The sequence below is a fragment of the Rhizobium sp. P2_G2 genome, from assembly GCF_056403555.1.
Genome location: NZ_JBFUFF010000066.1, coordinates 1 through 26,769, shown reverse-complemented (window position 1 = coordinate 26,769; position 26,769 = coordinate 1). Strand labels below are relative to the sequence as shown.

General features: G+C 61.3%; 26 protein-coding genes. 6 read left to right on the top strand and 20 right to left on the bottom strand.

Annotated elements, in window-relative coordinates:
* Position 1: 1 nt before the first annotated feature.
* The 3 genes from AC1D06_RS30155 to AC1D06_RS30145 form a co-directional block, all read right to left on the bottom strand.
* Positions 2-898 (bottom strand): carbohydrate ABC transporter permease, encoded by an 897-nt coding sequence (locus tag AC1D06_RS30155; protein WP_477878580.1) that lies wholly within the window; start codon positions 896-898, stop codon positions 2-4.
* Entirely contained in the window at positions 895-1,794 is a 900-nt protein-coding gene (locus AC1D06_RS30150) for a carbohydrate ABC transporter permease (protein WP_477989625.1), read from the bottom strand. The genes AC1D06_RS30155 and AC1D06_RS30150 overlap by 4 nt, the downstream gene beginning before the upstream one ends.
* A 105-nt stretch (positions 1,795-1,899) precedes the next feature.
* Complete coding sequence (locus AC1D06_RS30145) at positions 1,900-3,132, bottom strand: ABC transporter substrate-binding protein (RefSeq protein ID WP_477989623.1); 1,233 nt, start codon at positions 3,130-3,132, stop codon at positions 1,900-1,902.
* A gap of 429 nt (positions 3,133-3,561) precedes the next feature.
* Here AC1D06_RS30145 and AC1D06_RS30140 point away from each other — a divergent pair, with 429 nt between their 5' ends.
* Positions 3,562-4,602 carry a LacI family transcriptional regulator gene (locus AC1D06_RS30140; protein WP_477878577.1) on the top strand — a complete coding sequence of 347 codons (1,041 nt, stop codon included), beginning with the start codon at positions 3,562-3,564 and terminating at the stop codon, positions 4,600-4,602.
* Between the two features lie 2 nt (positions 4,603-4,604).
* Here the strand turns inward: AC1D06_RS30140 and AC1D06_RS30135 are convergent, their stop codons facing one another.
* Both AC1D06_RS30135 and AC1D06_RS30130 read right to left on the bottom strand, forming a co-directional pair.
* A complete protein-coding gene (locus AC1D06_RS30135) occupies positions 4,605-5,438 on the bottom strand; it encodes a helix-turn-helix transcriptional regulator (protein WP_477989621.1) in 834 nt (277 codons plus the stop codon).
* Between the two features lie 46 nt (positions 5,439-5,484).
* On the bottom strand, positions 5,485-6,030 hold the full coding sequence (locus AC1D06_RS30130) for a YbhB/YbcL family Raf kinase inhibitor-like protein (protein ID WP_477989619.1): 546 nt from the start codon (positions 6,028-6,030) through the stop codon (positions 5,485-5,487).
* 223 nt (positions 6,031-6,253) lie between these two features.
* Here AC1D06_RS30130 and AC1D06_RS30125 point away from each other — a divergent pair, with 223 nt between their 5' ends.
* The 3 genes from AC1D06_RS30125 (at position 6,254) to AC1D06_RS30115 (ending at position 9,062) form a co-directional block, all read left to right on the top strand.
* The gene (locus AC1D06_RS30125; protein ID WP_477989617.1) at positions 6,254-7,840 is read left to right on the top strand and encodes an HD domain-containing phosphohydrolase; all 1,587 of its coding nucleotides are present in this window, start codon (positions 6,254-6,256) and stop codon (positions 7,838-7,840) included.
* A 77-nt stretch (positions 7,841-7,917) separates the two neighbouring features.
* Complete coding sequence (locus AC1D06_RS30120) at positions 7,918-8,355, top strand: nuclear transport factor 2 family protein (protein ID WP_477878574.1); 438 nt, start codon at positions 7,918-7,920, stop codon at positions 8,353-8,355.
* Between the two features lie 275 nt (positions 8,356-8,630).
* On the top strand, positions 8,631-9,062 hold the full coding sequence (locus AC1D06_RS30115) for a nuclear transport factor 2 family protein (RefSeq protein ID WP_477878573.1): 432 nt from the start codon (positions 8,631-8,633) through the stop codon (positions 9,060-9,062).
* 84 nt (positions 9,063-9,146) lie between these two features.
* Here AC1D06_RS30115 and gndA read toward each other — a convergent pair whose 3' ends face one another.
* From gndA to AC1D06_RS30055, 12 genes are all read right to left on the bottom strand, one after another.
* The gene (gene gndA / locus AC1D06_RS30110) at positions 9,147-10,580 is read right to left on the bottom strand and encodes an NADP-dependent phosphogluconate dehydrogenase (RefSeq protein WP_477989615.1); all 1,434 of its coding nucleotides are present in this window, start codon (positions 10,578-10,580) and stop codon (positions 9,147-9,149) included.
* Positions 10,581-10,700: 120 nt separating this feature from the next.
* Positions 10,701-11,477: a hypothetical protein gene (locus AC1D06_RS30105; RefSeq protein ID WP_477878571.1), complete on the bottom strand. Its 777-nt coding sequence runs from the start codon at positions 11,475-11,477 to the stop codon at positions 10,701-10,703.
* The gene (locus tag AC1D06_RS30100; RefSeq protein WP_477989613.1) at positions 11,474-12,586 is read right to left on the bottom strand and encodes a GSCFA domain-containing protein; all 1,113 of its coding nucleotides are present in this window, start codon (positions 12,584-12,586) and stop codon (positions 11,474-11,476) included. The genes AC1D06_RS30105 and AC1D06_RS30100 overlap by 4 nt, the downstream gene beginning before the upstream one ends.
* Before the next feature lie 194 nt (positions 12,587-12,780).
* Positions 12,781-13,065 (bottom strand): hypothetical protein, encoded by a 285-nt coding sequence (locus tag AC1D06_RS30095; RefSeq protein ID WP_477878569.1) that lies wholly within the window; start codon positions 13,063-13,065, stop codon positions 12,781-12,783.
* Between the two features lie 230 nt (positions 13,066-13,295).
* Positions 13,296-14,222 (bottom strand): glutaminase, encoded by a 927-nt coding sequence (locus AC1D06_RS30090; RefSeq protein WP_477989611.1) that lies wholly within the window; start codon positions 14,220-14,222, stop codon positions 13,296-13,298.
* A gap of 148 nt (positions 14,223-14,370) precedes the next feature.
* Complete coding sequence (locus AC1D06_RS30085) at positions 14,371-14,799, bottom strand: L,D-transpeptidase (protein ID WP_477878567.1); 429 nt, start codon at positions 14,797-14,799, stop codon at positions 14,371-14,373.
* Between the two features lie 163 nt (positions 14,800-14,962).
* The gene (gene cbiB / locus AC1D06_RS30080; protein WP_477989610.1) at positions 14,963-15,943 is read right to left on the bottom strand and encodes an adenosylcobinamide-phosphate synthase CbiB; all 981 of its coding nucleotides are present in this window, start codon (positions 15,941-15,943) and stop codon (positions 14,963-14,965) included.
* A complete protein-coding gene (locus AC1D06_RS30075; protein ID WP_477989644.1) occupies positions 15,944-17,194 on the bottom strand; it encodes a threonine-phosphate decarboxylase in 1,251 nt (416 codons plus the stop codon).
* Positions 17,191-18,483: a cobyrinate a,c-diamide synthase gene (locus tag AC1D06_RS30070; protein WP_477989608.1), complete on the bottom strand. Its 1,293-nt coding sequence runs from the start codon at positions 18,481-18,483 to the stop codon at positions 17,191-17,193. The genes AC1D06_RS30075 and AC1D06_RS30070 overlap by 4 nt, the downstream gene beginning before the upstream one ends.
* Entirely contained in the window at positions 18,480-19,319 is an 840-nt protein-coding gene (cobA, locus tag AC1D06_RS30065) for a uroporphyrinogen-III C-methyltransferase (RefSeq protein WP_477878564.1), read from the bottom strand. Before cobA ends, AC1D06_RS30070 begins: the two co-directional genes overlap by 4 nt.
* 108 nt (positions 19,320-19,427) lie before the next feature.
* A complete protein-coding gene (locus tag AC1D06_RS30060) occupies positions 19,428-20,381 on the bottom strand; it encodes a nucleoside hydrolase (RefSeq protein ID WP_477989606.1) in 954 nt (317 codons plus the stop codon).
* A gap of 80 nt (positions 20,382-20,461) precedes the next feature.
* Positions 20,462-20,869, bottom strand: coding sequence for a cobalamin biosynthesis protein (locus AC1D06_RS30055; protein ID WP_477878562.1), 408 nt, complete (start codon positions 20,867-20,869; stop codon positions 20,462-20,464).
* 185 nt (positions 20,870-21,054) lie between these two features.
* Here AC1D06_RS30055 and AC1D06_RS30050 point away from each other — a divergent pair, with 185 nt between their 5' ends.
* Both AC1D06_RS30050 and AC1D06_RS30045 read left to right on the top strand, forming a co-directional pair.
* Entirely contained in the window at positions 21,055-21,819 is a 765-nt protein-coding gene (locus AC1D06_RS30050; RefSeq protein ID WP_477989643.1) for a TSUP family transporter, read from the top strand.
* Positions 21,820-21,912: 93 nt separating this feature from the next.
* Positions 21,913-22,131 carry a type II toxin-antitoxin system ParD family antitoxin gene (locus AC1D06_RS30045; RefSeq protein ID WP_477989641.1) on the top strand — a complete coding sequence of 73 codons (219 nt, stop codon included), beginning with the start codon at positions 21,913-21,915 and terminating at the stop codon, positions 22,129-22,131.
* 19 nt (positions 22,132-22,150) lie between these two features.
* On the opposite strand, the gene cobO is transcribed toward AC1D06_RS30045, so the two are convergent.
* Genes cobO through cobN form a run of 3 tightly spaced genes read right to left on the bottom strand, consistent with a single transcriptional unit; the run spans position 22,151 to position 26,744 of the window.
* On the bottom strand, positions 22,151-22,780 hold the full coding sequence (cobO, locus tag AC1D06_RS30040) for a cob(I)yrinic acid a,c-diamide adenosyltransferase (RefSeq protein ID WP_477989604.1): 630 nt from the start codon (positions 22,778-22,780) through the stop codon (positions 22,151-22,153).
* Complete coding sequence (locus AC1D06_RS30035; protein ID WP_477989602.1) at positions 22,777-23,382, bottom strand: dimethylsulfonioproprionate lyase family protein; 606 nt, start codon at positions 23,380-23,382, stop codon at positions 22,777-22,779. The genes cobO and AC1D06_RS30035 overlap by 4 nt, the downstream gene beginning before the upstream one ends.
* On the bottom strand, positions 23,379-26,744 hold the full coding sequence (cobN, locus tag AC1D06_RS30030) for a cobaltochelatase subunit CobN (RefSeq protein ID WP_477989600.1): 3,366 nt from the start codon (positions 26,742-26,744) through the stop codon (positions 23,379-23,381). Before cobN ends, AC1D06_RS30035 begins: the two co-directional genes overlap by 4 nt.
* Positions 26,745-26,769 lie beyond the last annotated feature (25 nt).

Genomic DNA, 26,769 nt, shown 5'->3' with positions numbered 1-26,769 from the left:
CTCAACCTTTCACCGCGCCGGCGGCAATGCCGCGGACGAAGAGCCGTCCGGAAATGAAGTAGATGATCAGCGGCACAGCACCGGTGAGCAGCGTCGCCGCCATGTTGACGTTATATTCCTTCACGCCCTGGACGGAATTGACGATGTTGTTGAGCTGTACCGTCATCGGATAGGTGTCGGGATGGGTATAGACCACGCCGAACAAGAAGTCGTTCCAGATGCCGGTGATCTGGATGATCATCGAGACGACGAAGATCGGGATCGACATCGGCAGCATGATGCGGAAATAGATGCCCCAGAAGCCCGCGCCATCGACGCGCGCCGCCTTGAACAGTTCCGGCGGCAGCGACGAGAAGTAATTGCGGAAGAGCAGCGTATTGATCGGCATGCCGAAAATCGTGTGGACCACGATCAGGCCGGTCAGCGAGCCATAGAGGCCAAAAGTGCGCAGGATGATGACCACTGGGTAGAGCATGACCTGGTAGGGGATGAAGGCACCGATCAACAGCACCGAAAATACCGCTTCCGCGCCCCAGAAGCGCCAGTTCGCCAGCATGTAGCCATTGATCGAGGCGATCACGATCGACAGGATCACCGACGGCACGGTGATGCGCACCGAATTCCAGAAGCCTTTGCTGAGACCGGTGCAATCCAGCCCAGTACAGGCCTCCGCCCAGGCCTTTATCCACGGCTCGATGGTGAAATGCTGCGGCAGCGAGAAGATATTGCCGAGCCGGATTTCGTCCATGTCCTTGAGAGAGGTGGCGATCATCACGTAGATCGGCACGAGATAGTAGATCGAAACGATGATCAAGAGCCCGTAGACGAAGATATTGCGGCCCGAAATCAACGGCTTGGGCTTGGGGCCGGAGGGGCCTGAAAATGTCGCGTCCGTCATGCTTTCCTCCGGCGTCCGAATTCGAGATAGGCCCAGGGGGTCAGGATGATCGCCACCGACAGCAGCATCATCGTCGAAGCGGCGAAGCCCTGGCCGAGATTCTGGGCATGGAACATGTATTCATAGACATATTTTGCCGGCACTTCCGACGCGATGCCCGGCCCGCCTGATGTCTGCGCCACGACGAGGTCATAGACCTTGACGATGCCGGCAGCGATGATGACCAGCGTGGTGACCAGCACCGKGCGCATCATCGGCAGGATGATCGAAACATAGGTGCGCCACGTCGGAATGCCGTCGACGCGTGACGCCTTCCAGATATCTTCATCGATGCCGCGCAGGCCGGCAAGCATCAGGCACATGACAAGGCCCGTTCCCTGCCAGAGGGCCGCGATCAGGATGCCGAAAATGACGATGTCGGCATTATAGAGCGGATTGAAGTCGAAGCTCGTCCAGCCAAGCGAGCGCACGATGTGCTGCACGCCGAGGTCGGGGTTCAATATCCATTGCCAGACAAGGCCGGTAACGATAAAGGACAGCGCGAACGGATAGAGCAGAATGGTGCGGAACGTGTTCTCGAAACGGATCTTCTGGTCGAGCAGCACGGCGAGGACGAAGCCGATCAGCAGCGAGAAAACCAGCATGCAGGCGCCGTAGATGAACAGATTGCCGACTGCCACCGTCCACCGTGGCGTCGCCCACAGCCGCTCGTACTGCGCGAGCCCGACGAAATGCAGGCGCGGCAACAGCTTTGAATCGGTGAAGGAATAGACGACTGTCCATATCGTGCCGCCCAGGAAGACGACCAGGGCCGTGAAAATCAACGGTATAGCCGCGATCTTGGCGGAAAGATTGTGCAGGAGCCGGCTCGGGCGCCTGGCGGCTTTATCGGCCATGTGATGCCTCCGGAAACTCACCTCGGGAGGAAGCAGCCTCGCCGCCACCCGGAAAATGTCCCGGCAACCGCATGACGGCGCCGGGACCTTGGGAGGAGCTTGCGCTTACTGAGCGCTTGCGATGATGTCGGCGAAGCGCTTCTGCGCTGCTTCCGGCGTCAGTTCCGGCTTGGCGAAGAACTCGGCAAACAGGTCATTGATCTGCGTGTTGGTGTCTTCGGTCAGCATCTGGGGGGTATCGGGAATGATGTTGCCCTTGGCGAGGATGTCGAGACCCTTCTTCATGCAGTCATTGGCTGCATTGAGGTCGACGTCGCCGCGCACCGGCACCGAGCCCTTCTTCAGGTTGAAGGCAACCTGGGTCGCCGGGCTCAGCATGATGGAGGCAAGAAGTTCCTGCGCCTTGCTCTTTTCCGGGTCATTCAGCTTGGGGAAGTAGAAGGAGTCGCCGCCGGTCGAGATCAGCGCGTTGACGCCGAGACCCGGAAGGCAGGTATAATCCTTGCCGGCAACCTGCTTGGCCACCTGGAATTCACCCTGCGCCCAGTCACCCATGATCTGGCCGCCTGCCTGGGCGGTGATCACCATATTGGTCGCCTGGTTCCAATCCTGCACGTTGGATTTCGCTGCCATTTTGCGAGCATCGTCCGCCGCCTTGAACACTTTGGCAACTTCCGGGCCGGCCGCAAGCTTGGCGTCCTTGTCCTTGTAGACCTTCAGATAAATGTCCTTGCCGGCGATGGCGGGCATCAGCACGTTGAAGACACCGGAGGTCTGCCAGGACTGGCGGCCGAGCGCCAGCGGAACAATGCCGGCCTTTTCGAGCGCCGGAGCGTCGGCGACATATTCATCCCAGTTCTTCGGAACCGGCACGCCGGCCTTCTGGAAGGCGGCGTTGGAGAGCCACAGCCACTGCCAGGAATGGATGTTGACCGGCACGCAATAGACCTTGCCGTTGACCATGCATTCAGTGAGCAGGTTCTTCGGGCGGATGACGTCGGCCCAATGTTCCTTGTTGGCGAGATCGGTCAGGTCGCGCATCAGGCCGGCCTGCACCAGCTCTTCCGCCTGGCGGCCGTGGTTGAACATCGTCGCACCCATCGGATCGCCGCCGGTGATGCGGCTGATCATGATCGGGCGAGCCGTGTCGCCGCCGCCGGCAATAGCGCCGTCGACCCATTTATTCCCCGTCGCATCGAATGCCTTGGCAAATTCCTTCACCGCCGCGGATTCGCCAGCGGATGTCCACCAATGTGTCACTTCAAGATCGGTCGCATGCGCAGCGCCGGCAAGCGCCACCGAGGCCGCGAGCGCGGCTGCGAAATAACGGACTTTCATGAGTTTTCCTCCCTCACTGAAACGTTGCCGGAAAAACTTATGCGAAATGTCCGAACGCCGCAACAGGCTTCTGCAAAAAATTTTTCGCAGTCCGAAATAATACAACCAAAGGGTGATTAAACGGCAAGAATTTTCTTAAATCGTTTAAAATATGCGCATATTCCACAATACGAAAATGTGAATGAAACATCATAATATCAAATACTTATTTTGTACAAATGACAAATTTAAAATACATTTCCATCTCGCAAGCGCAAAATTTTTCCGCAATGCACGGCGGTGCAGCCTGGAATTGATTTTCTCTTCACGCCTAAAAAACCGCTCGACATTTCTCCTGTATCGTTACAGATTTTTGCCCGGGTGGAGGAAGGCATGGCGCAAATGTGCAAGTTCACCTAGACATCGCGGCATGCGTTCGGGAAGGCAAAAATGAAGCATAATCAGCACTTAGGTCACGGGCTGGCGCCGGGGGAACGGCCAACCCTGAAGACCATCGCCTATATGACCGGGCTGGGGGTCACCACTGTGTCGCGGGCGCTCAAGGATGCGCCTGACATCAGCCAGGAGACCAAGGAACGGGTGCGCCTGGTCGCTACCCAGATCGGCTATCATCCAAACCGCGCCGGCGTGCGCCTGCGCACCGGCAAGACCAATGTCATCAGCCTGATCCTCAGCATCAATGAAGAGCTGATGGGGCTCACCTCGCATATCGTCTACGGCATCACCGAAATTCTTGCGAGCACCAATTACCACCTGATCGTCACACCCTACGGCACCGACCGCGATCCGATGGCGCCGGTCCGCTACATCCTCGACACCGGTTCGGCCGACGGCGTCATCCTCTCCTCGACCGAACCCGACGACCCGCGCATCCGGCTGCTCACCGAACGCAATCTGCCCTTTGCCACCCATGGCCGAACGCAGATGGGCATCGTCCACCCCTATCACGATTTCGACAACGAAGCTTATGCTTATGAGGCGGTGCAGCGGCTGGCGGAAAGGGGCCGCAGCCGGATCGCCATCATCGAACCGCTGCCGCAATTCACTTTCTATCATCATATGCATGCCGGCTTCCTCAAGGGATTGCGCGAATTCGGCGGCACGCAGGTCGAACTGCCCGGCGCCAGTATTCACGATTCCTTGCAAACCATCTACGACGCCACACTCGCCATGCTCTCCGCCCATCCCGAGACCGACGCAATCATCTGCGGCTCCAGCGCCGGAGCAGTCGCGATCGCCTCGGCAATCGAGGCGAGCGGGCGCAAAGTCGGCACCGATATAGACATGGTCTCGAAACAGCCGGCCGACCTGCTGCGCTTCATGAAGCCGGAGATCATGACCGTGGCCGAGGACATAAGGCTGGCAGGCCGCGAACTCGCCAAGGCCGTCATCGGCCGGATCGAAGGCGTGCCGGCGGAGCGGCTGCAGAGCGTAAGCCTGCCGGATGGGAGGCTGGTCTATCCGAGTTGAGGTTATCCCCTCGCCTCTTCCCCACCTCGCCTGTGTCCCCGGATCGCGCTTGGTGGAAAACCGAACCGGCTGCGAAACCGCACCGCAAACCGGCTCTGCGATTCAAAGCCGGCGCTGGCCGCGATCATCGACACCGACATTGCGGAAGACTGCAACAGCCCCATCGCATGCGTCATGCGAATATCAGTGAGCACCTCGCGCAAACTCGTCCCCTCCTCCTGCAACCTTCGGCGCAGCGTTGCTTCGCTGACGCCGAGCGTGGAGGATATTTCGCCGGCGGACCAAGCGTGGTCCGGCCGCCGGCTGGCAAGCCTGCGGATGCGTGCCGCGTAGCTGTCGGGTGCGACGAGAGAGAATCGATGCCCCGATGCATTGAGCCAGGCGAGCAGTTCGGTGACCCGGTGCCGGATCACCAGATCGGGCAGATCGCCCTCGTCGAGCAGCGCAGCAACGGCGGTTTCAAACGCCTGGGACAGGCCGTCGCTCATCCGCCCGAGCAGATGCGCTGGAGAGATCGGCGCGGTGCCGTCCGGATCGCCGAAAGCGGCGATCAGGTCGGGATCGATGGTCAGCCAGCGCGCCTCGTAGTCACCGTCCCCGGCCGGGATATTTTCGAAATCGAAAACCTGCCCCTGGGCGATGGCGATCGCCTCGCCGGCCTGCAGCTCGAACTGATAGCCCGGCGACCGGATCACCTTGTGCCCGCGCCGAATGACGATGATCAGCGGCTCGCTCGTCGTCAGCGAGGTAAAGTTCAGCCGCGTCGCCTGGGTGATGTGGCCGGTGGCACCGATTCCCGGCTTTTGAGCGATCATGTGCCTGATTTGCTGATCCATGGATCATCGCTTTCATTCGTTGCAAGGCGCGCCGGCCAGCCTACCATCAGCGGCTGGCTTTAGCGACAACCGAGGCTTCCGCGAGCTTGTTCATGTTGGAAACGAAACCCACGAGAGCACCGGACGCATTGGCAGGCACCGGCAGCTTGTCGAGCGTCACGGCCTTTACGGTGATGCGGTATTCATGCGTCTGGCCGGGCGGCGGGCAGGCACCGAGGAAGGCGTTCATTCCGGCATCGTTCTGCGCCATGCGCGCACCCTTCGGCAGCTTGGACGGATCGCTACCCGCGCCCGCATCGAGCGAGGTCACGTCGGCAGGAATGTCGACGACTTCCCAGTGCCAGAAGCCGGAGCCCGTCGGCGCATCCTTGTCATAAAGCGACACGACAAAGCTCTTCGTGCCCTTCGGTGCACCCGACCAGCGGATGACAGGCGAGACATTGCCGCCGCTGCAGCCGAAAATGTTGGCATATTGTGCCTGCTTGAGCACGCCGCCGGCGAAATCGTCGCTCGCGACCTTGAACTCACCCGCTTGGGCGCCGCCAGCGACCAGCATGGCCGCAACGGCGTAAAAACCGAATTTCATCGTCATTCCTTTCTTCGGTGTCGATGAAGAAAGATTATCGGCCAGGCACCAGCCTCAATATGCCCGCTCCCGTCAGATTTGGTGCCGAAACGCTCACACCGGCGGCTGACCTTCTTCCGAATGCTCATCAGGGACAGGCATCCGCATGGACGCGAGATTCGTATATCCGCCTATCGGGCGAATGGCCTATAAGAAGAGGCGCGGGACCGACGAGGCAGGGCGGCATTCCATGCAGAAAACGGCGCAGACCACGGCCGACAACTCTTCCGGCATCAGGCTGGGCGAGGTCATCGCCGCATTGTCGCTCGCAACCGATCTTGCCATGGGCCAGCCGGTGGAATTCGCGCTCAGATCCTGCGTGCTGGCGACACGCATCGGCCGCATGCTGGCCATGGCTCCGGCGGAGCTCGATGAGATCTATTTCCAGTCGCTGTTACGCTATGTCGGCTGCAACGCCGAAACCCATGCGCTGACCGCACTCTTCGGCGACGAACTCGACTTCCGCCGCGATTTCGCGCTCATCGATCCGGGACGGGCCAGCGAGATGGCCGCACTGGTTTTCACCTATCTGCGCCGCGCCAATGCCGGCGCCGATATGTTCGGTTTCGTGGCAAGCGTCGCACGCGGCTTCCTCACCAGTCCTTCAACTGCGGCAAGCGCCATCGCCGGCCATTGCGAGGTGGCGCAACGGCTGGCCGAACGCCTGGGGCTCGGCGACACCGTCTGCCGCAATCTCGGTCAGATCTATGAGCGGTGGGATGGCCGCGGCCTGCCCGCCGGCCTCAAGGGCGACGCTATTGCGCCCGCCGTGCGCGTGGTCTCGTTTGCGCAGGATGTCATCGTGCTTCATGCCGCCTTCGGCGCCGACAAGGCGGTGGCGAAGATCGAGGCCCGGCGCGGCGGCGCCTACGAGCCACAGCTGGTCGACCGGTTCCTCAAGCGCGCCGACGAACTGATCGCCGGTCTCGACGACACCGGGTGGCAGGACGTGCTCGCGATCGAACCGCAGCCTTTGGCGATGATGACCAACAGTCAGTTCGACGAGGCTTGCCTTGCCATGGCGGATTTCGCTGACCTCAAGACACCTTACTCGGCCGGCCATTCCCGCGCCGTCGCCGCGCTCGCTCATGACGCGGCCAGACGCTACGGCCTGCCGGCCGAGGATGCGGTCGATCTACGCCGTGCCGGCCTGCTGCACGATATCGGCCAGGTGGCGATTGCCGCGCGTATCTGGCAGAAGCCGACCGGTTTCGCTGACGCCGAATGGGAACAGGTCCGCCTGCATCCCTATTACGCAGAGCGTGTGCTTGCCCGGCCGCCCGCGCTGGCGCGGCTCGGCGCCATCATCGCCCAGCATCACGAGCGTTGCGACGGCTCCGGCTATCATCGCGGTACCAATGCCGGTGCGTTGACGCCACAAGGCAAGCTGCTCGCCGCCGCCGAAGCCTATCAGAACAAGATCGAAGCACGGCCGCATCGCCCACCGCTTTCGCCGCAGGGAGCCGCTGATGCGCTCAGACGCGATGTCCGCGAGGGCAGGCTCGATGCCGACGCGGTCGCAGCGGTGCTTGCGGCTGCCGGGCATGCGGTGCCGATCAGAAAGCAGCAGATGGCCGGGCTGACGGAGCGCGAGATCGGCGTGCTGCGCGCCATCGCCCGTGGGCAGTCGATGAAGCAGATCGCCCACAGCCTCGGCATCCTGCCCAAGACCGTCGACAACCACATGCAGAACATCTACACCAAGATCGGCGTCAGGACGCGTGGCGGCGCCACCCTCTATGCTATCGAACACGGACTGGCGAGTGTGGAAATATAGGGAATCTTCCTCATGTCCGGCCCCGCAGGACTGCGTACGGTCCGGCTACGGCAATGGCCGCAACTGAGGAGGTTATCATGAGCAACGACAATATCGACGTCATCAAGGAATCCTACGCCGCGTTCAAGCGGCGCGACCTGCAGGCCGTGCTCGACAAACTGAGCGAGGATGTGACCTGGGGCATGATGGGCCGTCCCGAGGATGTGCCGATGGCTGGTGTGCGTCACGGCAAGGCCGGCGCTGCGGACTTCTTCCGCATCATGTCCGAAACAGTCGACATGACCTCTTTCGAGCCCCAGACCTTCCTGGCAGCCGAGGACAAGGTGTTCGTCTGGGGCCACTGGAGCTGGACGATGCGCAGCACCGGCATTTCCGGCGAGAACGAGTGGCTGCATGTCTTCACCTTCAAGGACGGCAAGTGCATATCCTGGCGCGGCCACAACGACACCGCATTGCTGGCCGCCGCCCTGCGCGGCGAGCCACAGGTGGCCACGAAAAAGGCCATGGCCGGCTGATCCCTGCCCGCCAGCGGCACGACGCTGCCTCCAGCACCTTCGTTGAAGGCAGCGAGCGCCATCGGCGGCGCAGATATCGACATGGTCCAAAACAGCCGGGTGGAGAGGCCGGCGCGACCATCACCCCACGATATTTTACTACATGATGATCTGGGCCGGGCAGGCTGCGTACCATTGGCGATGGATAAAGGCCGACATGTCCGGAGGAGGACGACTCGGCAGCGATGCCATCGCGCAGTCTATCGATGAGGAAAAACCCAAACCGGGAGGTAATCATGGTTAGCAGCAATATTGAAATTGTCCGCAGTCTCTATGACGCGTTCCTGCGCAGCGATACGGCAACGGTCATACAGGGCCTGTCGCCGGATTCGACCTGGGCATTCGTCGGCCGCGAGCAGGACCTGCCTTTTGCCGGCCTTCGCAAGGGTCGGGACGGCGCCGCCGAATATTTCCGCCAGCTGACGGACACGCTTGAGATAACGCTCTTCGAACCGCAGAAATTCCTCGCTGCCGAGGACAGGGTTTTCGTCTGGGGCAAGTGGCAGTGGCGCATGCGCCGCAGCGGGTTGGGCGGCGAGCAGGACTGGCTGAATATCTTCACGCTCGATGGCGGCCTGGTGACCGCCTGGCGAGGCCATGTCGACACGGCCCACCTTGCCGCGGCGTTCAACGCAGCTCCGGAAACCGTGATGCGAGCCGCGAGCTGAGCGCTTGTGCCGTCGAATGAGCCTATCGCCGGATGACAGCGCCGATCTGTTCGGCACTGTCATCATTGAAACAAGATTCGCAGATCAGAAATCGGCGAGCCCACTGCCCCACGGTCCGTGATGCTTGTCGACGCCGTCGACGCGATCGAAACCATGCGCGCCAAAGAAGTCGCGCTGCGCCTGGATCAGATTGGCAGTGCCGCGACCCCGGCGGTAGCTATCGAAATAGCCGAGCGCCGAAGCCAGCGCCGGCACGGCGAGGCCATTGAGGGCGGCCGTCGAGACGACGCGACGCAATGCGCCATCGGTTTCCTTGACCAGTGCGGCGAAGGCCGGTGTGATCACCAGATTGTCAGCGTCGGGCGCTGCGCGGAAGGCCGAGGTAATGTCGTCGAGGAATTGCGAGCGGATGATGCAGCCGGCGCGCCAGATTTGCGCGATGGTCGGCATCGGCAGCTTCCAGCCGAATTCCTTCGACGCTTCGGCCATGACCGCGAAACCCTGCGCATAGGCGCCGATCTTGCCGGCCAGCAGCGCCAGTTCGAGATCGGCGATCAGCTTGTCCTTGTCGGCGCCGGCGATCTTGCCGCTGCCCGGCAGGCCGAGGATCTTCTCGGCATTCTCGCGCTGCGTCTTGAACGACGACAGGCTGCGGGCGGCCACGGCTGCCTCGATGCCGGTCGCCGGCACGCCCATATTCTGCGCCTCGATCGCCGACCACTTGCCGGTGCCCTTCTGGCCCGCCTTGTCCACGATCATATCGACCATCGGCTTGCCGGTGATCGGATCGGTCTTGGAAAGTACAAGCTCGGAGATCTCGATCAGGTAGGACTCGAGCCGGCCCTTGTTCCACTTGCCGAAGATTTTTGAGCATTCCTCGGCCGAAAGGCCGAGACCATCGCGCAGGATGCCATAGATTTCGGCGATCATCTGCATGTCGGCATATTCGATGCCGTTATGGATGGTCTTGACGAAATGGCCCGCACCGTTCTCGCCGAGCCAGGCAACACAGGGCTCGTCCTTGAACTTGGCGGCGATGGAGGTCAGCACCTTCTCGACGCGTTTCCAGGAGTCTTCGGTGCCGCCGACCATGATCGACGGGCCGTGGCGCGCGCCCTCCTCGCCGCCCGACACGCCCATGCCGATAAAGGTCAGACCCGAATCCTTGAKGCCATCGAAGCGGCGGATCGTGTCGCGGAAATTGGCGTTGCCGGCATCGATGATGATGTCGCCAGGCGAGAGATAGTTGCGCAGCGTGGCGATCAGTTCGTCCACCGGCGCACCGGCCTGGACCATGATGATCACCGGCCGCGGCGGACGGATCGAGGCGACGAATTCTTCCAGGGTCTTGGACGGCACGATGCGGCCGGCGAGATCGCCCGCCTCTTCCATGAACGTGTCGGTTTTTGCCGGTGTGCGGTTGAAGACTGCGATCCGGTTGCCTTTTTCAGCGATGTTGAGCGCCAGATTGGAGCCCATGACCGCTAGTCCGATCAATCCGATTTCCGCCTGTTCCATGCCGGTCTCCCTTGCGATTTTGGCTGGATTGTTTGGCCCGGACTATAGCCGGGCCGACGCAAGAGGCAAGGCCGCGGAGGCGCCTTTCCGGCGGGAAAACAACAGTCTGCCAGCCGCAGGTCAGGCGGCTTTCGCCGTCTCGATCCTTTCGAAGAAAGTGTCGAGCATGAGCGCGCCATAGTCGGCATTCATATGGGCGAAGTCGGAATCTTCGTGCTCGACCACTTCCTGCCTGAGTCGCACCGAACCCTTGGCGAATTCCTGCCGTGTGAAGCAACCTTGCTCTATCGTCGAGGCGGGCTGTTTCAACACTGTGGCCGCAGGGCTGAAGGCGGCGGAGAGAATCTTGGAAACCCAATCCGCATAGACCCCGCCATCGACTTTTTTCAAGACCTTGCGCAGCAGGGCACTGCGCGGACGCTGCAGGACCGAAGGCGCCCAGAGCGGATCGGGCATCAGAAAGATCGGCTTGTTCGTCGCTGACGCCAGCATGTCGGCGATCCTGTAGGCGACCGTTTGCCGGTAGGCGCTGACGGCCATCGCATCCAGAAGCTGTTGCGACACAAACTGCCTGTCCGGCAGGTTGAAGGCATAGGTCGTTGTACCCTGCGTCACCATGGTGGCGGGCGAGAAATTGGTCCCGCAGGCCACGACACAGAAAATGTCGTAGGCCGCGAGGTCGATCTCCTCGCTGCCACCGGTGAAACGCAAGGCCTCGCGGACTTCGGAAGCGTCGGAAGTAAGCTTGCCGTCACGCAGTGCGAGACCCGAAAGCGTGCTCCGGATCGTACCGAATATGGTGACGTCACCGCGTCGGGCGGCAAACTTCTCGGACATCAAGGCAAGACGCAGTGCGGCGACATGCGAGTCGCCGATGAAACAGACGCGTTGACTCATTGGGCGAAAGCCTCGAGCAGAGCGTCTTCGCACACCACATCATCCTTGTTGCGACCTGCCTTTTGCTTCCGGCCAGCTTGGCGTGGCTTGTCCTCCCCGCCGCCCTTGCGCCGTTTGCCGGTGGCCGCAGGAGCCGCCTCGGGCGCGGCGAGGCCTGACTTTGGCGGATGTTCCGAGAAGAAGATCTTCATGACAGTCTCGACGCCGAAACTGCTCACCGAGCGCAAATTGCTCTCATAGAAGAAGGAACGCGCACTCGGCGAGGTGATGACTTCGTAAGAGGGGAAATAGTCGACATCGGCGAACTGGTCGGTCAGGGCGGAGCAGACGCTGCGCAGAATCGACTTGGAGCGCGTGGTGGCAACCAGGACATGATCCCCCGACGCTGTCGCCGTCAGCGGCACGGGCGAGACGGTGAACAGGAAGCGCATGTCCGGATTGATCTCCAGAAGCAGCCTGCGCGCTTCGACCATGTCATTATAGACATCGAAGAAATTGAAGTTGACGAAGCGGAACACCGACGGATCGAAGGTGCCGGCAATGACGCCCGGGCAGGTCGGGTAGACCGTGCCGCTGTCGATGCGTTCCCAGGCTTCGGTCAAGCCGAGCGTGAAAACGAAGACGTCGACGGCTTCGAGCATCGCCGACAGCTTGTCGAAATGGTTCCTGCGGTGCGCCAGTACCTCCTCGACGCTTTCAAGCCCGTTCGGCTCGACCGAGGGCCGCAGCGCATCGTAGAAACGGCCCTTCTTTTCCCACACATCGTCGGCTCTCACCGTACCGGAGCGGCAATCCTTGATCAGTTGCACGAGTTGCCGGGCGGTATAGATGTTGCCGTAGCGCGCCGAATAGATGCGGTAGCCATATTCCTTGGCCAGATCGTCGTCGATCCAGTTCGGCAGCGTTTCGACTTCGAGGATATTGTAGCCGTTCTTCTTCATGTTGGCGGCGACGTGCTGCGCGAAACAGGAACCGGCGGTAACGATATTGTCCTCGAAACCGATGTCGAATTTCTTCCGGTACATGCCCTGCATTGCGGTGGCATTGACGTCGGCGACGCCGGACCGCCAATAGTGCTCGGGCGGCAAATTGCTATAGGGATTGGACACGGCCGGTCCTCCTGATCATGATCTCGCTGAAGCTGGGTTTACAAACATATGCGCCCATCTTCAAGCACAGTGACGAGAGGTCGTGCGACTTGCTGTCGCGTCGGAAAACCGCGTTGGCAAATGCAAACCGGGACTGCGAGACGCGGCAACGCCGCTGTCATGGCAGTCCCGGCTTGGATATCGATATCGATCGATTACTTCACGTAGAAGATCCGCGAACCGTCGGCTGCATCCTTGGCAAGGATGACGTTCTTGATCGAAATGCCCTGAGCACGCAGCGCCTCCTGAGCGGCCGGGTTGCCGGCGATCTCATCCTGGGCGGCCTTGGCGTTGGCCTTGGTGCCGAAGGTCTTGATGAAAGCGGCGCAGGACATGCCGAGATCGCTGAGATAATAGATGCCAATGCCGCCGGCGGAAGCAGTGGAAGCGGTGAGGATGGCAGCGGCGAAAGCGCCCGCGGCGATGATCTTGTTGCGCATGGTGGACTCCAATTGTTCGAAATTTGTTGACGACAGGGCGACTCTTTCGTCCTTACGCCAAACAGCTAGGGAGCCCGTGGAAATGCTTCAAGTATACCAAAGTCTCAAAACTTCACGTAATCGTGAAAAGTAATGCTTTCTTATTGATTTTCCTCCGCTATTTTTGTCTGCGACAAAATACCCAATTATTTCAGTATATTGTAATAATTTCGTCATACGACTTGGTGGAATCAGCGCCCAAAAATTGACCATCCGGCTCGTTTGGCAAGGCTTTCCAAGGCTTTGGTGCCGGTTGCGGAATTGCCGTTCGCGTTAAGTCCGGGTGACCAGACCGCGATCGATGCTTTGCCCGGGGCGATCGCCAGGATTCCGCCGCCGACGCCGCTCTTGCCCGGCAGGCCGACCTTGAAGGCGAAATCGCCTGATGCATCATAGTGGCCGCAGGTCAGCATCAGCGCATTGATGCGCCGTGCACGCTCGGCCGACACCGCACTATGGCCGCTACGGGCGATGCGGCCGCTATTGGCGAGAAAGAGCCCGGCCTTGGCAAGCTGCACGCAGCTCATCGACAGCGCACATTGGTGATAGTAAACGCCGAGCGTCTTCTCGACGGGGTTTCGGATATTGTCGAAAGAGCGCATATAGTTGGCGAGAGCGGCGTTGCGGAAGCCGGTCATCTGTTCCGACCGCGCCACTTCTGCATCGATGATGATCTCGTCGTCATCGGCGAGATAGCGCACGAAGCTCAGGATCTCGCCGAGCGTCTCCTTCGGCTGGTGGCCTGACAGCAGCGTATCGGCAACAACAATGGCGCCGGCATTGATGAACGGATTGCGCGGAATTCCCTGCTCGTGCTCGAGCTGGACGATGGAATTGAACGCTGTTCCCGAGGGCTCCCGCCCTACCCGCTTCCACAGGCCCTCGCCGATGCGGCCAAGCGCCAAGGTCAGCGTGAACACCTTGGAAATGCTCTGAATGGAGAAGGCTTCGTCGGCATCGCCGATGCGGTGGATATCCCCGTCGACGGTGACAATCGCCATGCCGAATTTCTTCGGATCGATCTTGGCAAGCGCCGGGATATAGTCGGCCACCTTGCCCTCGCCGATAAGGGGCGCGATATCCGAATGCACGGCGGCCAGCAATTCATCCAACGGCACAGGCTACTCCATCGTTAAGCGTTGCGAGTCCTCTTAGCCGCATTTCGAGGCTGGATGAAGCGCCTCTTCACCGCGGCAGCAATACCGTGGAATCAAAGGCGCCGCCCGAACAACCGGGCGGCGCGATCGCAGTTGGTAATGCAGCCGATTATTCAGTCACGACGACCTTGGTATTGCCGAGGCCGTATTTCTGCGCCAGATCGAAGAAGATCGCGGCGTTTTCCGGAAGCAGCCGGATGCAGCCATGCGACGCGGGACGGCCGAGGCGCTTGACCTCATAGGTGGCGTGAATGGCATAGCCGCCGTTGAAGAAGATCGCATAGGGCATCGGCGCATTGTCATATTTGCGCGAGCGGTGGTGCAGCGAGGCGAGGTAAGCGCGCCACTGGCCGGTCGGCGTCACATAGCCTGGACGGGCGGTAGAGACCTTCCACTTGTATTTTTCCCAGCCGTTTTCCGTCACGGTCATGGTCTGGGTGGAAATATTCACCCTGGCAACGATCGTTCCGGCATGGGCGGCGGCCGCCGTAACACAGAACGCAAACAGGGCCGTAGCGGCCACGAGCATCTTACGCATAAAAGTCTCCCCTGAATGGCGCGAAATCCCCTACGCCTCAATCTGACAAGACCATGTTTAGCAGGAAGATGATGATATCCGTTTAAAAGGCTTGGTAAAGCAAGATTGAATCAAAGCAATCGAGCCCGGATTCATCTGCGCAGAACGGCAATACTTCCGTCCGTCAGAAGATCGCAATGAACAACATGGCGACGATCGCGGCAGCGACGTTGAACACGGTACTGGCCGAAGCATAGACGGCGATCGCAGCATCGATATCGTCCGGCACGACCGGGCGGCGTCCCGCGCCGTTCTGCAACGGCTCCTGTACCCGCTCGCCGGCATAGATGCGCGGGCCTGCCAACGCCACGTCGAGTGCGCCGGCCATGGCCGATTCCGGCCAGCCGGAATTGGGCGAACGATGCAGGCCATGGTCGGTGAGCGCCGTCGTCAGCGACCGATGTGCTGCGCAGCGGCCACGTTGGATGAAGGCGCCGGCGACGATCAAAAGTGCCGAAAGCCGTGCTGCCGGCCAATTGGCGAAATCATCGAGCCGCGCCGAAGCCCAACCAAAATGCCGGTAGCGCGGCGCTTTGTGACCTATCATCGAGTCGGCGGTGTTGAGCATCTTATAGGCAAAGATRCCCGGCAGCCCGAAGACGGCGTAATAGAGCGCCGGCGCCACGACGCCGTCCGAAAAGTTTTCCGCCAGCGTCTCGATCGCCGCACGGCAGACGGCCGCCTCGTCGAGATGCTCAGGATCGCGGCCAACGATCATAGACACGGCCCGCCGCCCGCCGGCAAGCCCACCACGCCTGATGCCGCGGGCGACCGCCGCGACATGGTCCGACAGGCTCTTCTGCGCCAGAAGCACCGCAACGATCAGAATCTCGACGATCGTGCCAAGCTTGCCGAGATGAGCAAGCAGGCTATGGATCAGCCAGCCGATCATCACGCTCGCCAGCAAAAGCGCGGCAATGGCGAGAATACCATAGGACCGGCGGGCACGATCATTGAGACCCTTGCCGTTGAAATTGCTCTCGAAGAAGGAAATCGCCTTGCCGAACAGCACCACCGGATGCGGCACTTTCGACCACATCCAGTCGGGATCGCCCACGACCCGGTCGATGACCAGCGCGATGGCAAGATTAATCAATGTCCGCATCTATGGCCTGAAGGACGCCAGCGCTGCCGCCAGCCTCCGGTCCCCCTGTTCATCCCCTGCAAGCCCGACCCTCAACCAATCCGAACGATAATCGAACTTGCGCACCAGTATATGGGAATGCGCGAGATGTTCAAAGAGGCGACCGGCATCGGAATGCTCGACAAGCGCAAACAGTTCGGTGCCGCCGGCGAGCTTGAGACCTGCACCCTTGAGGACGGCATCCAGGCCAGCCTTGCGCTCGAGGATTCGAGCGAGGATTTTGCTGCGGTCTGCGCGCATCCATTCGCGGGCGATGTAGAGCGCCGGGCCGGACACCGCCCAAGGACCAAGCTCGGCCTCGATGCGTTCCAGCATCGATGGCTCGGCGAAAACGAAGCCAAGCCGGAGACCGGCCATGCCGAAGAATTTGCCGAAAGAGCGGCTGACGGTGAGGCCTGTGAGTTCGGAGGCTTCGCGCGCGATGCTGAGTTCGGGGCGGGTATCGCCGAACGCTTCGTCGACGTGGAGGTGGCCGCCGCGGGAACGGAGTATCTTGTGCAGCAGAAGAAGTGTCTGCGGCGCATGCAGCAAACCGTTTGGATTGTTGGGATTGACGACGATCAGCGTCCCATGGTCGGGACGAAGATCGTCGGCCGACGCGAGATGATCGACGGCAAAACCGGCACCTTCGAAACAGTGGTGATATTCACCATAGGTAGGCGAAACGATGCCCACCAGCTTCCCTCGCTGCACCAGACGTGGGAGAATCTGGATCAGTGATTGGGTTCCCGGGATTGGAAGCGGGAGAGTGTTGGGGGTTCGGATCTTTGCAGGACCTGAGCCCGAAATACCCCCCTCTGCCCTGCCGGGCATCTCCCCCTCAAGGGGGGAGATTGGCAAGCAGCACGCTTCTTGCCCCAAATTACTGTTGAGTGCTGAACAGACGGAAGAAGATTGGGGCGAGGCAGCGCCCCATCCGATCTCCTCCCTTGAGGGGGAGATGCCCGGCAGGGCAGAGGGGGGCAATTCTTGCAGAAACCCTTCAGAAATCCACCCGGATGCAGCCCCCAGGTAAAACTCCCGCGCCGCCGCCCGCGCCTCCTCCACCAGCCCCTTGTCGGGCAGCCGGTTCCACACCTCCGCCGGGATCTCCGGCAAATCCGGCATATTCGGATTGATGCCGGTCGACAAATCCAGCCAGTCCTCGCGCGCGCCGCCATATTGGGCGATCGCCGCTGTCAGCCCACCACCATGGACGATGCCAGCCATCAGGCCGCAGCTCCGGCAAGATCGATCACATGCATATAGGATCCGGACACGTTCCCCCGGCAAAGCCCGGCCTGCCCGACCACCTCGCCAGCCGCGTCGACGGCATCGAACAGCCGCTCCGCCTGCCCTTCCTGCAGCACCGTTGAATAATGGAATTCATGCGCTGTCAGCGGCATGCCAGCAAATGGGCCGGCCAACCCTCTGACCTTGCGATAACCGAGATGCCGCTTGCGCGCCGCAAACGAGGTGCCGAGCGGCAGAAGCCCAAGCATCGGGTGGCTTTCACCCGCCGCGTCGACCAGAACCTCACCCAGAGTCATGTAGCCGCCGCATTCCCCGTAAATCACCGCACCATCCGCGGCACGCTCCAGCATGCCCTGACGGAAGTTCTCGCTACCACTCAGTCTGCCGGCATGCAGTTCCGGATAGCCGCCCGGCAGGAAGACGGCGTCAGCCGCGCTGTCCGGCGCCTCGTCACCAAGCGGCGAGAACCACGAAATCTCCGCCCCTTCCGCGCGCCAGCCATCGACCAGATGCGGATAGCTAAAGGCAAAGGCCTCGTCCCGCGCAATCGCGATCCGCTGGCCAATTGGCGGCACGCGGCAGAGGAGATTGCGCGGGTCGGATGCATGGCGCTCTGCCAGTTCGGCGAGCCGCGCGACATCGCAGGTCCTGGTAACCACATCCGCCGCATAGTCCATGAACGCTTCGATGCCGGCAATCTCGCCGGCCTGGACCAGGCCGAGATGCCGTTCGGGAAGGCCGAGTTGCTTGTCCTGGCCGATCACGCCGAGAATGGGAATGCCTGCGCCCGCAAGCCCGGCCCGCAGCATCGATTCGTGCCGCGCGCTGCCGACACGGTTGAGGATCAGCCCAGCGATTTCGACATCCGGGTCATAGGCCGCATAGCCGCGCACGACGGCACCCACCGAATGCGACATGCGCGCGCAATCGACCACCAGCACGACGGAGAGGCCTAGCATTTTCGCCAGGCTGGCCGGGGAACCGGTATGGTCGGCAGCGGCGTCGTAGAGGCCCATCATCGCCTCGACGATCATCGGTCCATCCGCTGCCGCCTGAGTAGCCAGCAGTTCGGGCCGCATCGCCCAGGGATCGAAATTCAGGCACGCGCGGCCACAAGCGATCTTGTGGAAGGCCGGATCGATATAATCGGGGCCTGCCTTGCCTGGCTTGACGGCGATGCCCTGGTTGCGAAGTGCCCTGAGCAGGCCGAGCGTCACGGTCGTCTTGCCCGAACCCGATGTCGGCGCCGCAATCAGGAGCCCGCTCATGCGGGATCCTTGAGCCCGCGCGATCCAAAGGGATCGCCGACCAGCACCTTGCCGGACAGCGCGCCGAGCCAGTCGAGCCCTTGTCGCAGCCGCACCACTTCGCCAACCACGACGATCGCCGGCGGTTCCAATCCGGAGGCTGCGATATCTTCCTCGGCGCGGCTGAGCGTCGTCTCCAGCACCCGCTGCGCCTCGGTCGCGGCATTGCAGACAAAAGCGACCGGCTCCGACAAGGAACGTCCGGCGGCAATCAGCTGTCGCGCGATCTCGCCCATATGCTTCATCGCCATATACATGACGATGACAGGCGAGCCGCGGCTCACCGCCTGCCAGTCGATACGATCCGGCATGAGGCCAGAGGAATCGTGGCCGGTGAGGAAAGTCACCGTGTGATTGATCTCGCGATGCGTCACGGGAATGCCGGCATAAGCGAGCCCGCCGATACCGGCCGTGATGCCGGGCACGATGCGGAAGGCAACGCCGTGATCGACCAGCGTCAATGCCTCTTCGCCGCCGCGCCCGAACACCAGCGGATCACCGCCTTTGAGCCGGAGGACACGTTTTCCCGCGCGCGCCAGTTCCACCAGCCTGAGCGAGATGTCGCGCTGCCGCGCCGACGGCTTGCCGCCACGCTTGCCCGCATATTCGAGGATCGCACCCTGGCGCGCCATTTTCAGGCAGGATTCGTCGACCAGCGCGTCATAGACGATAATGTCGGCTTCCCGCAAAGCCTTGACCGCGAGCAGCGTCAACAGGCCGGGATCGCCGGGACCTGCCCCCGTCAGCCACACGGTTCCGGGCAGGAATGCCGGAAGATCGGAAAAAATGTCGTCCATGCCCGTTCCTAAGCCGGCAAAGGGGAAAATGCAAACCAGGCTAAGGCATGCCGTCGCCTGGCCTGAGCCTCAAAACGGCATGACCTGATCCGCCGGCGAAGTCGGCATTCATTGCCGCAGCAATGTCTCCTCGACCAGCGCCATCAGCTTCTCTGCCTCGACGTCAACGCAGACCTCCTGGCTGGGTGCGTCGTCCCAGACGCTCTTGCCGAACACCATGCGATCCGGCTTCTGGATCGTCTTGCCCTCGCCCACACCTTCCGTCACCACACGGATCGAGCCGGAGCGTGTGGTGAACAGTTCGGGTGCCACGACATAGACGCAGGCGCAGGTGTCATGCACGACCATGCTGTCGGGTGCCTGGTTGTCGTAGAAGTCAATGTAGAACTGCGAGATCCGGTCAAGCAGTTGCATCTCCGGGCCGCCCTTGGCCGCGAGTTCCGCCAACTTCGAACGCGACATCGTGGTCTTGAGCGTGACGTCGAGGCCGATCATCACCACTTTCCACGGCGCGGTCATCACCACATCGGCGGCCAGTGCATCGCCATGGATATTGGCCTCCGCGGCCGGCGTGACGTTGCCGGGCACGTCGAAAGCGCCGCCCATGATCACCACTTCCTTGACGAGATCGGTGATCTCCGGCGCCTCATTCAGGGCATTGGCGAGATTGGTCATTCGACCGACGGCAACGATGGTGACCTCACCGGGATTTGCCCGAACCGTGTCGATGATGAACTGGTGGCCGGAACGGGGATCGAGCGGCACGCCATCGACCGTCGCCGGCAGGCCGATATTGCCAAGCCCGTCATCGCCATGGACATAGGTCGGATAGCGTTCGACTTCGTGGCCGAGCGAATATTTGTGGCCGTTGCCCTTGGCGATCGGTGCGGAAATGCGCCATTCGCGCTTCAGGAACTGGGCATTGCGTGTCGTGGTGTTGATTGAGGCATTGCCGAACGTCGTGGTGATGCCGATGAGATCAATGTCCGGATGACGTACCAGGAACAGAAGCGCCATCGCATCGTCAACGCCGGGGTCGGTATCGAAAATCACCTTATGCATTCGCTCAGCCTCTCTCTTCATCGGTAGCGGCGAGCATTGGCAAAGCCCGCAGGAAATTGCCAGAAATTTTTATCGGATGGTCAATGATTATGCGGTTTCGCGGCGATCGCTACCGTTACCTGACGACCAGTGGTCTTCTCGACGAGCAGCGCCGCCTGGGCGCCAGCTGCCGCTAGCGCCGCAGCCTCGGCAACGCCATGGCAGCCGATGCGGGCGAAAAGCGCTTCGGACGGGTTTTTCAGCCGCGGCGTTTCGTCTTCCAGCACAATCGCTTCGAACAAGGCCAGCGGCACCTGAAAACGAGAAGCAAGAGCGAGCAGCGCCGGATGGTGCCGCCGCGTTTCGATCGTGGCGATCTGCTGCAACTGTGCCGGATCGAGGCCAGCGTTGGCAATCACCGCTTCGGCCAGCATGATCACCTCCTCCCCGTCCGCACCCGCGGACAGGCCAACGCCGAGCCAGAAGCCATGAGCAAAGCTAGAAGGCATCGGCGCATCCGTAGCGAAAAAGATGAACGTCGCTGAGAAACATGTTTCGTTGATACCTTCCTATGCCGGCTGGTCAAGTGCGGCGATGCGTCTGCGATCCGGTGGAATGCTTGTCAGCTGCCCTTCGGTTTGCAATAAAGAAATCCACTGAATCGAGCCCCGCCTTGCCTGAACTCACCTTAGTCATGCTGATCCTGCTCTTCCTTGCGGCCTTCGTCGCGGGATTCATCGACTCGATCGCTGGCGGTGGCGGATTGGTGACGGTGCCGGCGCTGTTGCTTGCCGGCTTTTCGCCGATCCAGTCCCTTGGCACCAACAAAGTACAGTCATTGTTCGGCTCCGGCTCGGCGACGCTCGCCTATGCCAGCGGCGGTCAGGTCAATCTCAGGAGTCAATTGCCGATGGCGGTGATGTCGGCGCTCGGCTCGGCCATCGGCGCCGTGGCGACGACCTATATTCCCGGCTCGGTGCTGCAGGCCTGCATGCCGGTGCTGCTGATCGTCATCGCGCTCTATTTTCTGCTCAAACCCAATATCGGCGACGTCGACAAGCATCAGCGCATGTCAGCMTTCCTGTTCGGACTGACGCTGGTGCCGCTGATCGGTTTCTATGACGGTCTGTTCGGCCCCGGCACAGGCTCTTTCTTCATGCTGGCCTTCGTGACGCTGCTGGGATACGGTCTGCTCAAGGCCACGGCCCATACAAAACTTCTGAATTTCGGATCCAATGTCGGCGCCTTCGCCGTCTTCGCCTTCACCGGCGCCATCCATTGGCAAGCCGGCATTGCCATGGGTGTTGGCCAGTTCCTCGGCGCCCAGGCCGGCTCACGGCTGGCGATGAAGAATGGCGCCAAAATCATTCGGCCGCTGCTGGTCGTCGCCTGCATTGCACTGGCTATAAAGCTGCTTGCCAATCCTGCCAATCCGCTGAGGGTCTGGTTGGGGATTTGATTGTCACGCTCAGTCTCTGCCTCTAGGATTGTAAGGACGAAGGCGACAATGGCGACGACAGACCTGACCCTTGGTGCACATTGAGAAAACTTCATTGGCGAACAGATCGCCAAAGGCAGCTACAGTTCAGCAACCGAAGTCGTTCGCGCCGCATTCAGGGAAATGGAAATCCGCGAGGCCGAATTGCGGGTGCTTCGGGCTCACCTCGAAGAAGGATATCGGCAAGCCGGAGCCGGAGAGTTTGTCGATGATTTCTCTGTGGAAAAGCTGATCGAGGAACTCGACGCCGAATTACACGAAGACTCGCGCTGAGTGTCCCTGAGCGGCTCGACTAAAACTCCACCCCCTGCTGCCCTTTGATGCCCGATCGGAACGGATGCTTGATCAGTTCCATCTCGGTGACCAGATCGGCGATCTCGATCAGTTCATCCTTGGCGTTGCGACCGGTCAGCACGACATGCGTCATCGCCGGCTTCTCGGTCTGCAAAAATTCGATGACCTCGCCGACATCGATATAGTCATAGCGCAGTGCGATATTGATCTCGTCGAGCAGCACCATCGACCGGCCGGAGCGGATCAACTCCTTGGCTTTTTCCCAGGCGGCCTGCGCGGAGGCGACGTCGCGGGCGCGGTCCTGCGTCTCCCAGGTAAAGCCCTCGCCCATCGTGTGGAATTCGCAGAGATCGGAAAAATGCTTATCGATCAGCTCGCGCTCGCCGGTCGCCATCGCCCCCTTGATGAACTGCACCACCGCGCAGGGCATGCCATGGGCGATGTGGCGGAAGATCATGCCGAAGGCGGCAGTGGATTTGCCCTTGCCCTTGCCGGTATGGACGACAATCAGGCCTTTTTCGCCCGTCTTGGTGGCCATGATCTTGTCGCGCGCGGCCTTCTTCTTGGCCATCTTCTCGTTATGGCGCGCGTCGTCGTGATCGGCTATTTCGGCGGTTTCTTCGGTCAATTGATGCCTCTTTCCACAATGGTCGATACCTGGTCGAGCGGTCCGCCGCGCCAGAGATAGAGCGCCACCATCGGCCTGTCGGCCGTGCGCATGGCATGCCAGATTTCCGATCGATGATGAATGATCTCACCCGCCATGCGGAACTGGAACGGCGCCGCATCCATGCTCCACAGCGAATACTCCGTCAGCGGGATATAGATTTCCTCAGCGATGTGATGGTGGTCCGGGTAGATGGTATGCGGGCCGAGCATCAGGAAACCACCGGCCATTGTCTCCGATTGATAATGCCCGCGTGTGCCGAAAATCTCGACCCAGCCGTAATTGTCCAAAAATTCCTGGCTGAAATCCGAAATGCCATAAGTCTGGCGCCAATCGAGAAAGCCGGCCGTTTTTGCCAATGTATCGAGCAAGGATCGTTCGGCTTCGCCGGCGGGTGGACTGACGCCCGACAGGCCATCGACCACCTTCAGACGGGTGGGCGCCACGGGCCGCTCCACGTCAGGCCAGCTGAAATCGGCAAGAAAGCGCTTCACCGGCTCTTCACTCTTGCGGCCATCCAGATAACCGTAAAGGGCCTGGGCGATTTCCGAAGTCATCCTCATTTCTGCGGCTCCATCGCTGTTATTGCCGGCGCCAGATCGAAGCGGGCCGAATTGCTCTGTGGCGTCCAGAATTTCCGGTCGATCGCCTGCATCAGCTTTTCCTTGATGTCTTCGAGCGCTGCGGGATTCTTCTCCGCGACAAAATCATGGACGCGCTGGTCCATCAGGAAGGCGCGATAGGCGGCCTCGAAATGATGATCCTTGACTGCTCCCGTCGTCGCGGCAAAGGCGAACATGAAATCGACCGTCGCAGCGATCTCGGCAGCACCCTTGTAGCCATGCCGCATCACGCCCTCGATCCATTTCGGATTGACCACGCGGCCGCGCATGACGCGCGAAATCTCTTCCTCGAGCGAGCGCACCACCGGCTTTTCCGGGCGGGAATGATCGTTGTGATAGATCACCGGCTGCGTGCCGGAAAGCTCAGCCACAGCGGCCGCCATGCCGCCTTCGAACTGATAATAATCATCGGAATCGAGCAGGTCGTGCTCGCGATTGTCCTGGTTCTGAATCACCGCCTGCAGGGTGGCGAGCCGCGCTTCGAACAGGTCGCGCGCCTCGGCCCCCTCCTCGTCGCTGCCATAGGCATAACCGCCCCATTCGACAAAACTTTCCGCCAGCGCGCTGCGGTCGTCCCAGATGCCTTCGTCCATCAGCGCCTGGAGGCCGGCGCCATAAGTCCCCGGCTTCGAACCGAAGACGCGGCTACCGGCACGGCGCTTGTCGAGTTCCGCGGCCTCACGCTTCATTCGTGTCGCGATCGGGTTGTCAGCCTCATCCTCGTCGAGCGCACCGATCGCCCGCACAGCCTTGTCGAACAGCGCGATCTGCTCCGGAAAGGCGTCACGGAAGAAGCCGGAAATCCGGAGCGTGACGTCGACACGCGGCCGGCCCAGGACCGCAATCGGAATGATCTCATAACCCGTCACCCGCGCCGAGCTCATGTCCCAAACGGGCTTGGCGCCGATCAGCGCCATAGCCTGGGCTATGTCGTCGCCGCCAGTCCGCATGTTGGACGTGCCCCAGGCAGTGATGCCGAAAGAATTCGGCCAGTCGCCATGATCCTGCACGTAGCGTGTCACCAGCAGTTCCGCCGACTTCTTGCCGAGTGTCCAGGCGGTCGGCGTCGGCACCGAGCGGGTGTCGACGGAGTAGAAATTCTTGCCTGTGGGCAGCACGTCCGGCCGCCCGCGCGTCGGTGCGCCGGATGGGCCGGGCGAGACGAAACGGCCGGAAAGCCCGCGCAACAGGGCCTCGATCTCGGATGGGCCGCAGGCGGTGATGGAAGGCTTTAACCGGGTTTCGATCTCATCCATGACCTGCCGAACATTATCCCAGTCTGGCTGGCAGGCGGTTTCACCCGAGACCAATTTTGTCGCAAGCATTTCGATGCGCTCAACGGTGTCGCCGTTCGTGCGCCATGCGCTGTCTGAGAGATCGGCAAGGATGTCAGGCTTTGGGCCACTCCACGCTGTGGCCATGTCGCAGTCGAGAGGGTCGAATGCGGAAATACCCCCCTCTGTCCTGCCGGACATCTCCCCCTCAAGGGGGGAGATTGACTCGCGGCTTCCGGATTGCCCCAAATTCTCACTGGTAACTGCAAGCACGACCTCAGCTTGAGGCAGAGGCGGCACCCCATCCAATCTCCCCCCTTGAGTGGGAGATGTCCGGCAGGACAGAGGGGGGGCACCGCACGGCACTCCCTCGAATAAATCCTTTGCGATCGCCCGCTGCAAACTCTGCCCACCGCCCTCTCCCGACCCACGCGGCACTCGCGCGAGCGCCACCGTGAGGTCCGTCAGCAACCGCCCGTCCGGCGACACGCCGAACACATGCAATCCATCTCGGATCTGCATTTCCTTGAGATCGCAGAGCCAGGCATCGAGCTTCTGCAGCGCCGAATCCTCGTCCAGCCCGTCGATGCCGGCGTCATGACGCAGCCCGGTGTCGCCGGCGAGATCGAGGATCTGCTTCTTGAGCAGCCGCAGGCGCCGCGGATCGGTGCCCTGTGCCTGATAATATTCGTCGACCAGCGCTTCCAGATCCCTGAGATAGCCATAGCTTTCCGCCCGTGTCAGCGGTGGCGTCAGGTGGTCGATGATCACGGCCGAGGAGCGGCGCTTGGCCTGCGTGCCCTCGCCCGGATCATTAACGATGAACGGGTAGAGATGCGGTAGCGGGCCGAAGACGGCCTCCGGATAGCAATGCGCGGAGAGCGCCATGGCCTTGCCCGGCAGCCATTCCATATTGCCGTGCTTGCCCATATGGATCACCGCATCGGCGCCGAAGGCCTCGCGGATGAAGGCATAGAAAGCGAAATAGCCATGCGGCGGTACCAAGTCCGGCGAATGATAGGTGTCCTTCGGATTGAGGTGATAGCCGCGCGCCGGCTGGATGCCGACGAGCACCTGGCCGAAACGCGAAAGCGGCAGGGCGAATGCACCGTCGAGAAAGAACGGATCGGCCTCCGGCGCACCCCATCGCGCCATGACATCATCCTGAATCTGAACGGGAAGGCTTGCGAAGAACGCTTTGTAATGACTCAAGGAAAGCGCCTCACGGATCACCCGGCCATCCGTCGCCGCATTGGTCGGACCGTCCATGAGATGGCGGATCAATGCGTCGCCATCCTCAGGCAGCTCGCCGGTCACATAGCCGGCGTCGCGCATCGCTCTCAGCGCTTCCACGGAACCCGCCGGCGTGTCGAGCCCCACACCGTTGCCGAGCCGGCCGTCACGATTCGGATAGTTGGCCATGATCAGCGCGACGCGCTTGTCAGCATTGTCGATATGCCTGAGCCGCGCCCAGCGGGCCGCGAGTTCGGCGACGAATTCGATCCGGTCCGGTTCCGGCACCGGAGAGACAATGTTGACCTCAGCGCGCTCGTCATAGGTCGCGGCGCGCTTGAAAGAGACCGCACGGGTGAGCACGCGCCCATCGACTTCGGGCAGGGCCACGTTCATTGCGAGGTCGCGCGCCGAAAGCCCCATCGAGGAATTTTCCCAGCTTTCGCGAGAGGAGCCGGAGAAGATCACCTGCAGCACCTGGGCGCCGGTTTCGTCGAGCACAGTGCCGGTCTTCTCCGCGCCGGGAGAGACGACTGCGAAACTCGTGGCGTTGAGGACGACGTCCGGGGAGAGGTCGACGAACAGGGTGCGGATGAAGTCTGCAGAAAACGGCTCCTTGAGGCTGGAGACGAAAATCGGCAGGACACCAAGGCCTCGGGCGGTCAAGGCATCGACCAAGGCCGCAACGGGTTCCGTCTGGCCGCTTTGGACGAGGGCGCGGTAGAAGGTTATGACGGCGAGTGGCACGCGTTTGTCTTGGGCACAAGTGTACCCCCCCTCTGTCCTGCCGGACATCTCCCCCTCAAGGGGGGAGATTGGC

What these genes read in the sequence shown, in the direction of transcription:
- AC1D06_RS30155 (WP_477878580.1), bottom strand. Translation starts at nt 898, where the DNA reads ATGACGGACGCGACATTTTCAGGCCCCTCCGGCCCCAAGCCCAAGCCG.
- AC1D06_RS30145 (WP_477989623.1), bottom strand. Translation starts at nt 3,132, where the DNA reads ATGAAAGTCCGTTATTTCGCAGCCGCGCTCGCGGCCTCGGTGGCGCTT.
- AC1D06_RS30140 (WP_477878577.1), top strand. Translation starts at nt 3,562, where the DNA reads ATGAAGCATAATCAGCACTTAGGTCACGGGCTGGCGCCGGGGGAACGG.
- AC1D06_RS30135 (WP_477989621.1), bottom strand. Translation starts at nt 5,438, where the DNA reads ATGGATCAGCAAATCAGGCACATGATCGCTCAAAAGCCGGGAATCGGT.
- AC1D06_RS30130 (WP_477989619.1), bottom strand. Translation starts at nt 6,030, where the DNA reads ATGACGATGAAATTCGGTTTTTACGCCGTTGCGGCCATGCTGGTCGCT.
- AC1D06_RS30125 (WP_477989617.1), top strand. Translation starts at nt 6,254, where the DNA reads ATGCAGAAAACGGCGCAGACCACGGCCGACAACTCTTCCGGCATCAGG.
- AC1D06_RS30120 (WP_477878574.1), top strand. Translation starts at nt 7,918, where the DNA reads ATGAGCAACGACAATATCGACGTCATCAAGGAATCCTACGCCGCGTTC.
- AC1D06_RS30115 (WP_477878573.1), top strand. Translation starts at nt 8,631, where the DNA reads ATGGTTAGCAGCAATATTGAAATTGTCCGCAGTCTCTATGACGCGTTC.
- AC1D06_RS30105 (WP_477878571.1), bottom strand. Translation starts at nt 11,477, where the DNA reads ATGAGTCAACGCGTCTGTTTCATCGGCGACTCGCATGTCGCCGCACTG.
- AC1D06_RS30095 (WP_477878569.1), bottom strand. Translation starts at nt 13,065, where the DNA reads ATGCGCAACAAGATCATCGCCGCGGGCGCTTTCGCCGCTGCCATCCTC.
- AC1D06_RS30085 (WP_477878567.1), bottom strand. Translation starts at nt 14,799, where the DNA reads ATGCGTAAGATGCTCGTGGCCGCTACGGCCCTGTTTGCGTTCTGTGTT.
- AC1D06_RS30070 (WP_477989608.1), bottom strand. Translation starts at nt 18,483, where the DNA reads ATGAGCGGGCTCCTGATTGCGGCGCCGACATCGGGTTCGGGCAAGACG.
- cobA (WP_477878564.1), bottom strand. Translation starts at nt 19,319, where the DNA reads ATGGACGACATTTTTTCCGATCTTCCGGCATTCCTGCCCGGAACCGTG.
- AC1D06_RS30060 (WP_477989606.1), bottom strand. Translation starts at nt 20,381, where the DNA reads ATGCATAAGGTGATTTTCGATACCGACCCCGGCGTTGACGATGCGATG.
- AC1D06_RS30055 (WP_477878562.1), bottom strand. Translation starts at nt 20,869, where the DNA reads ATGCCTTCTAGCTTTGCTCATGGCTTCTGGCTCGGCGTTGGCCTGTCC.
- AC1D06_RS30035 (WP_477989602.1), bottom strand. Translation starts at nt 23,382, where the DNA reads ATGAGGATGACTTCGGAAATCGCCCAGGCCCTTTACGGTTATCTGGAT.
- cobN (WP_477989600.1), bottom strand. Translation starts at nt 26,744, where the DNA reads ATGTCCGGCAGGACAGAGGGGGGGTACACTTGTGCCCAAGACAAACGC.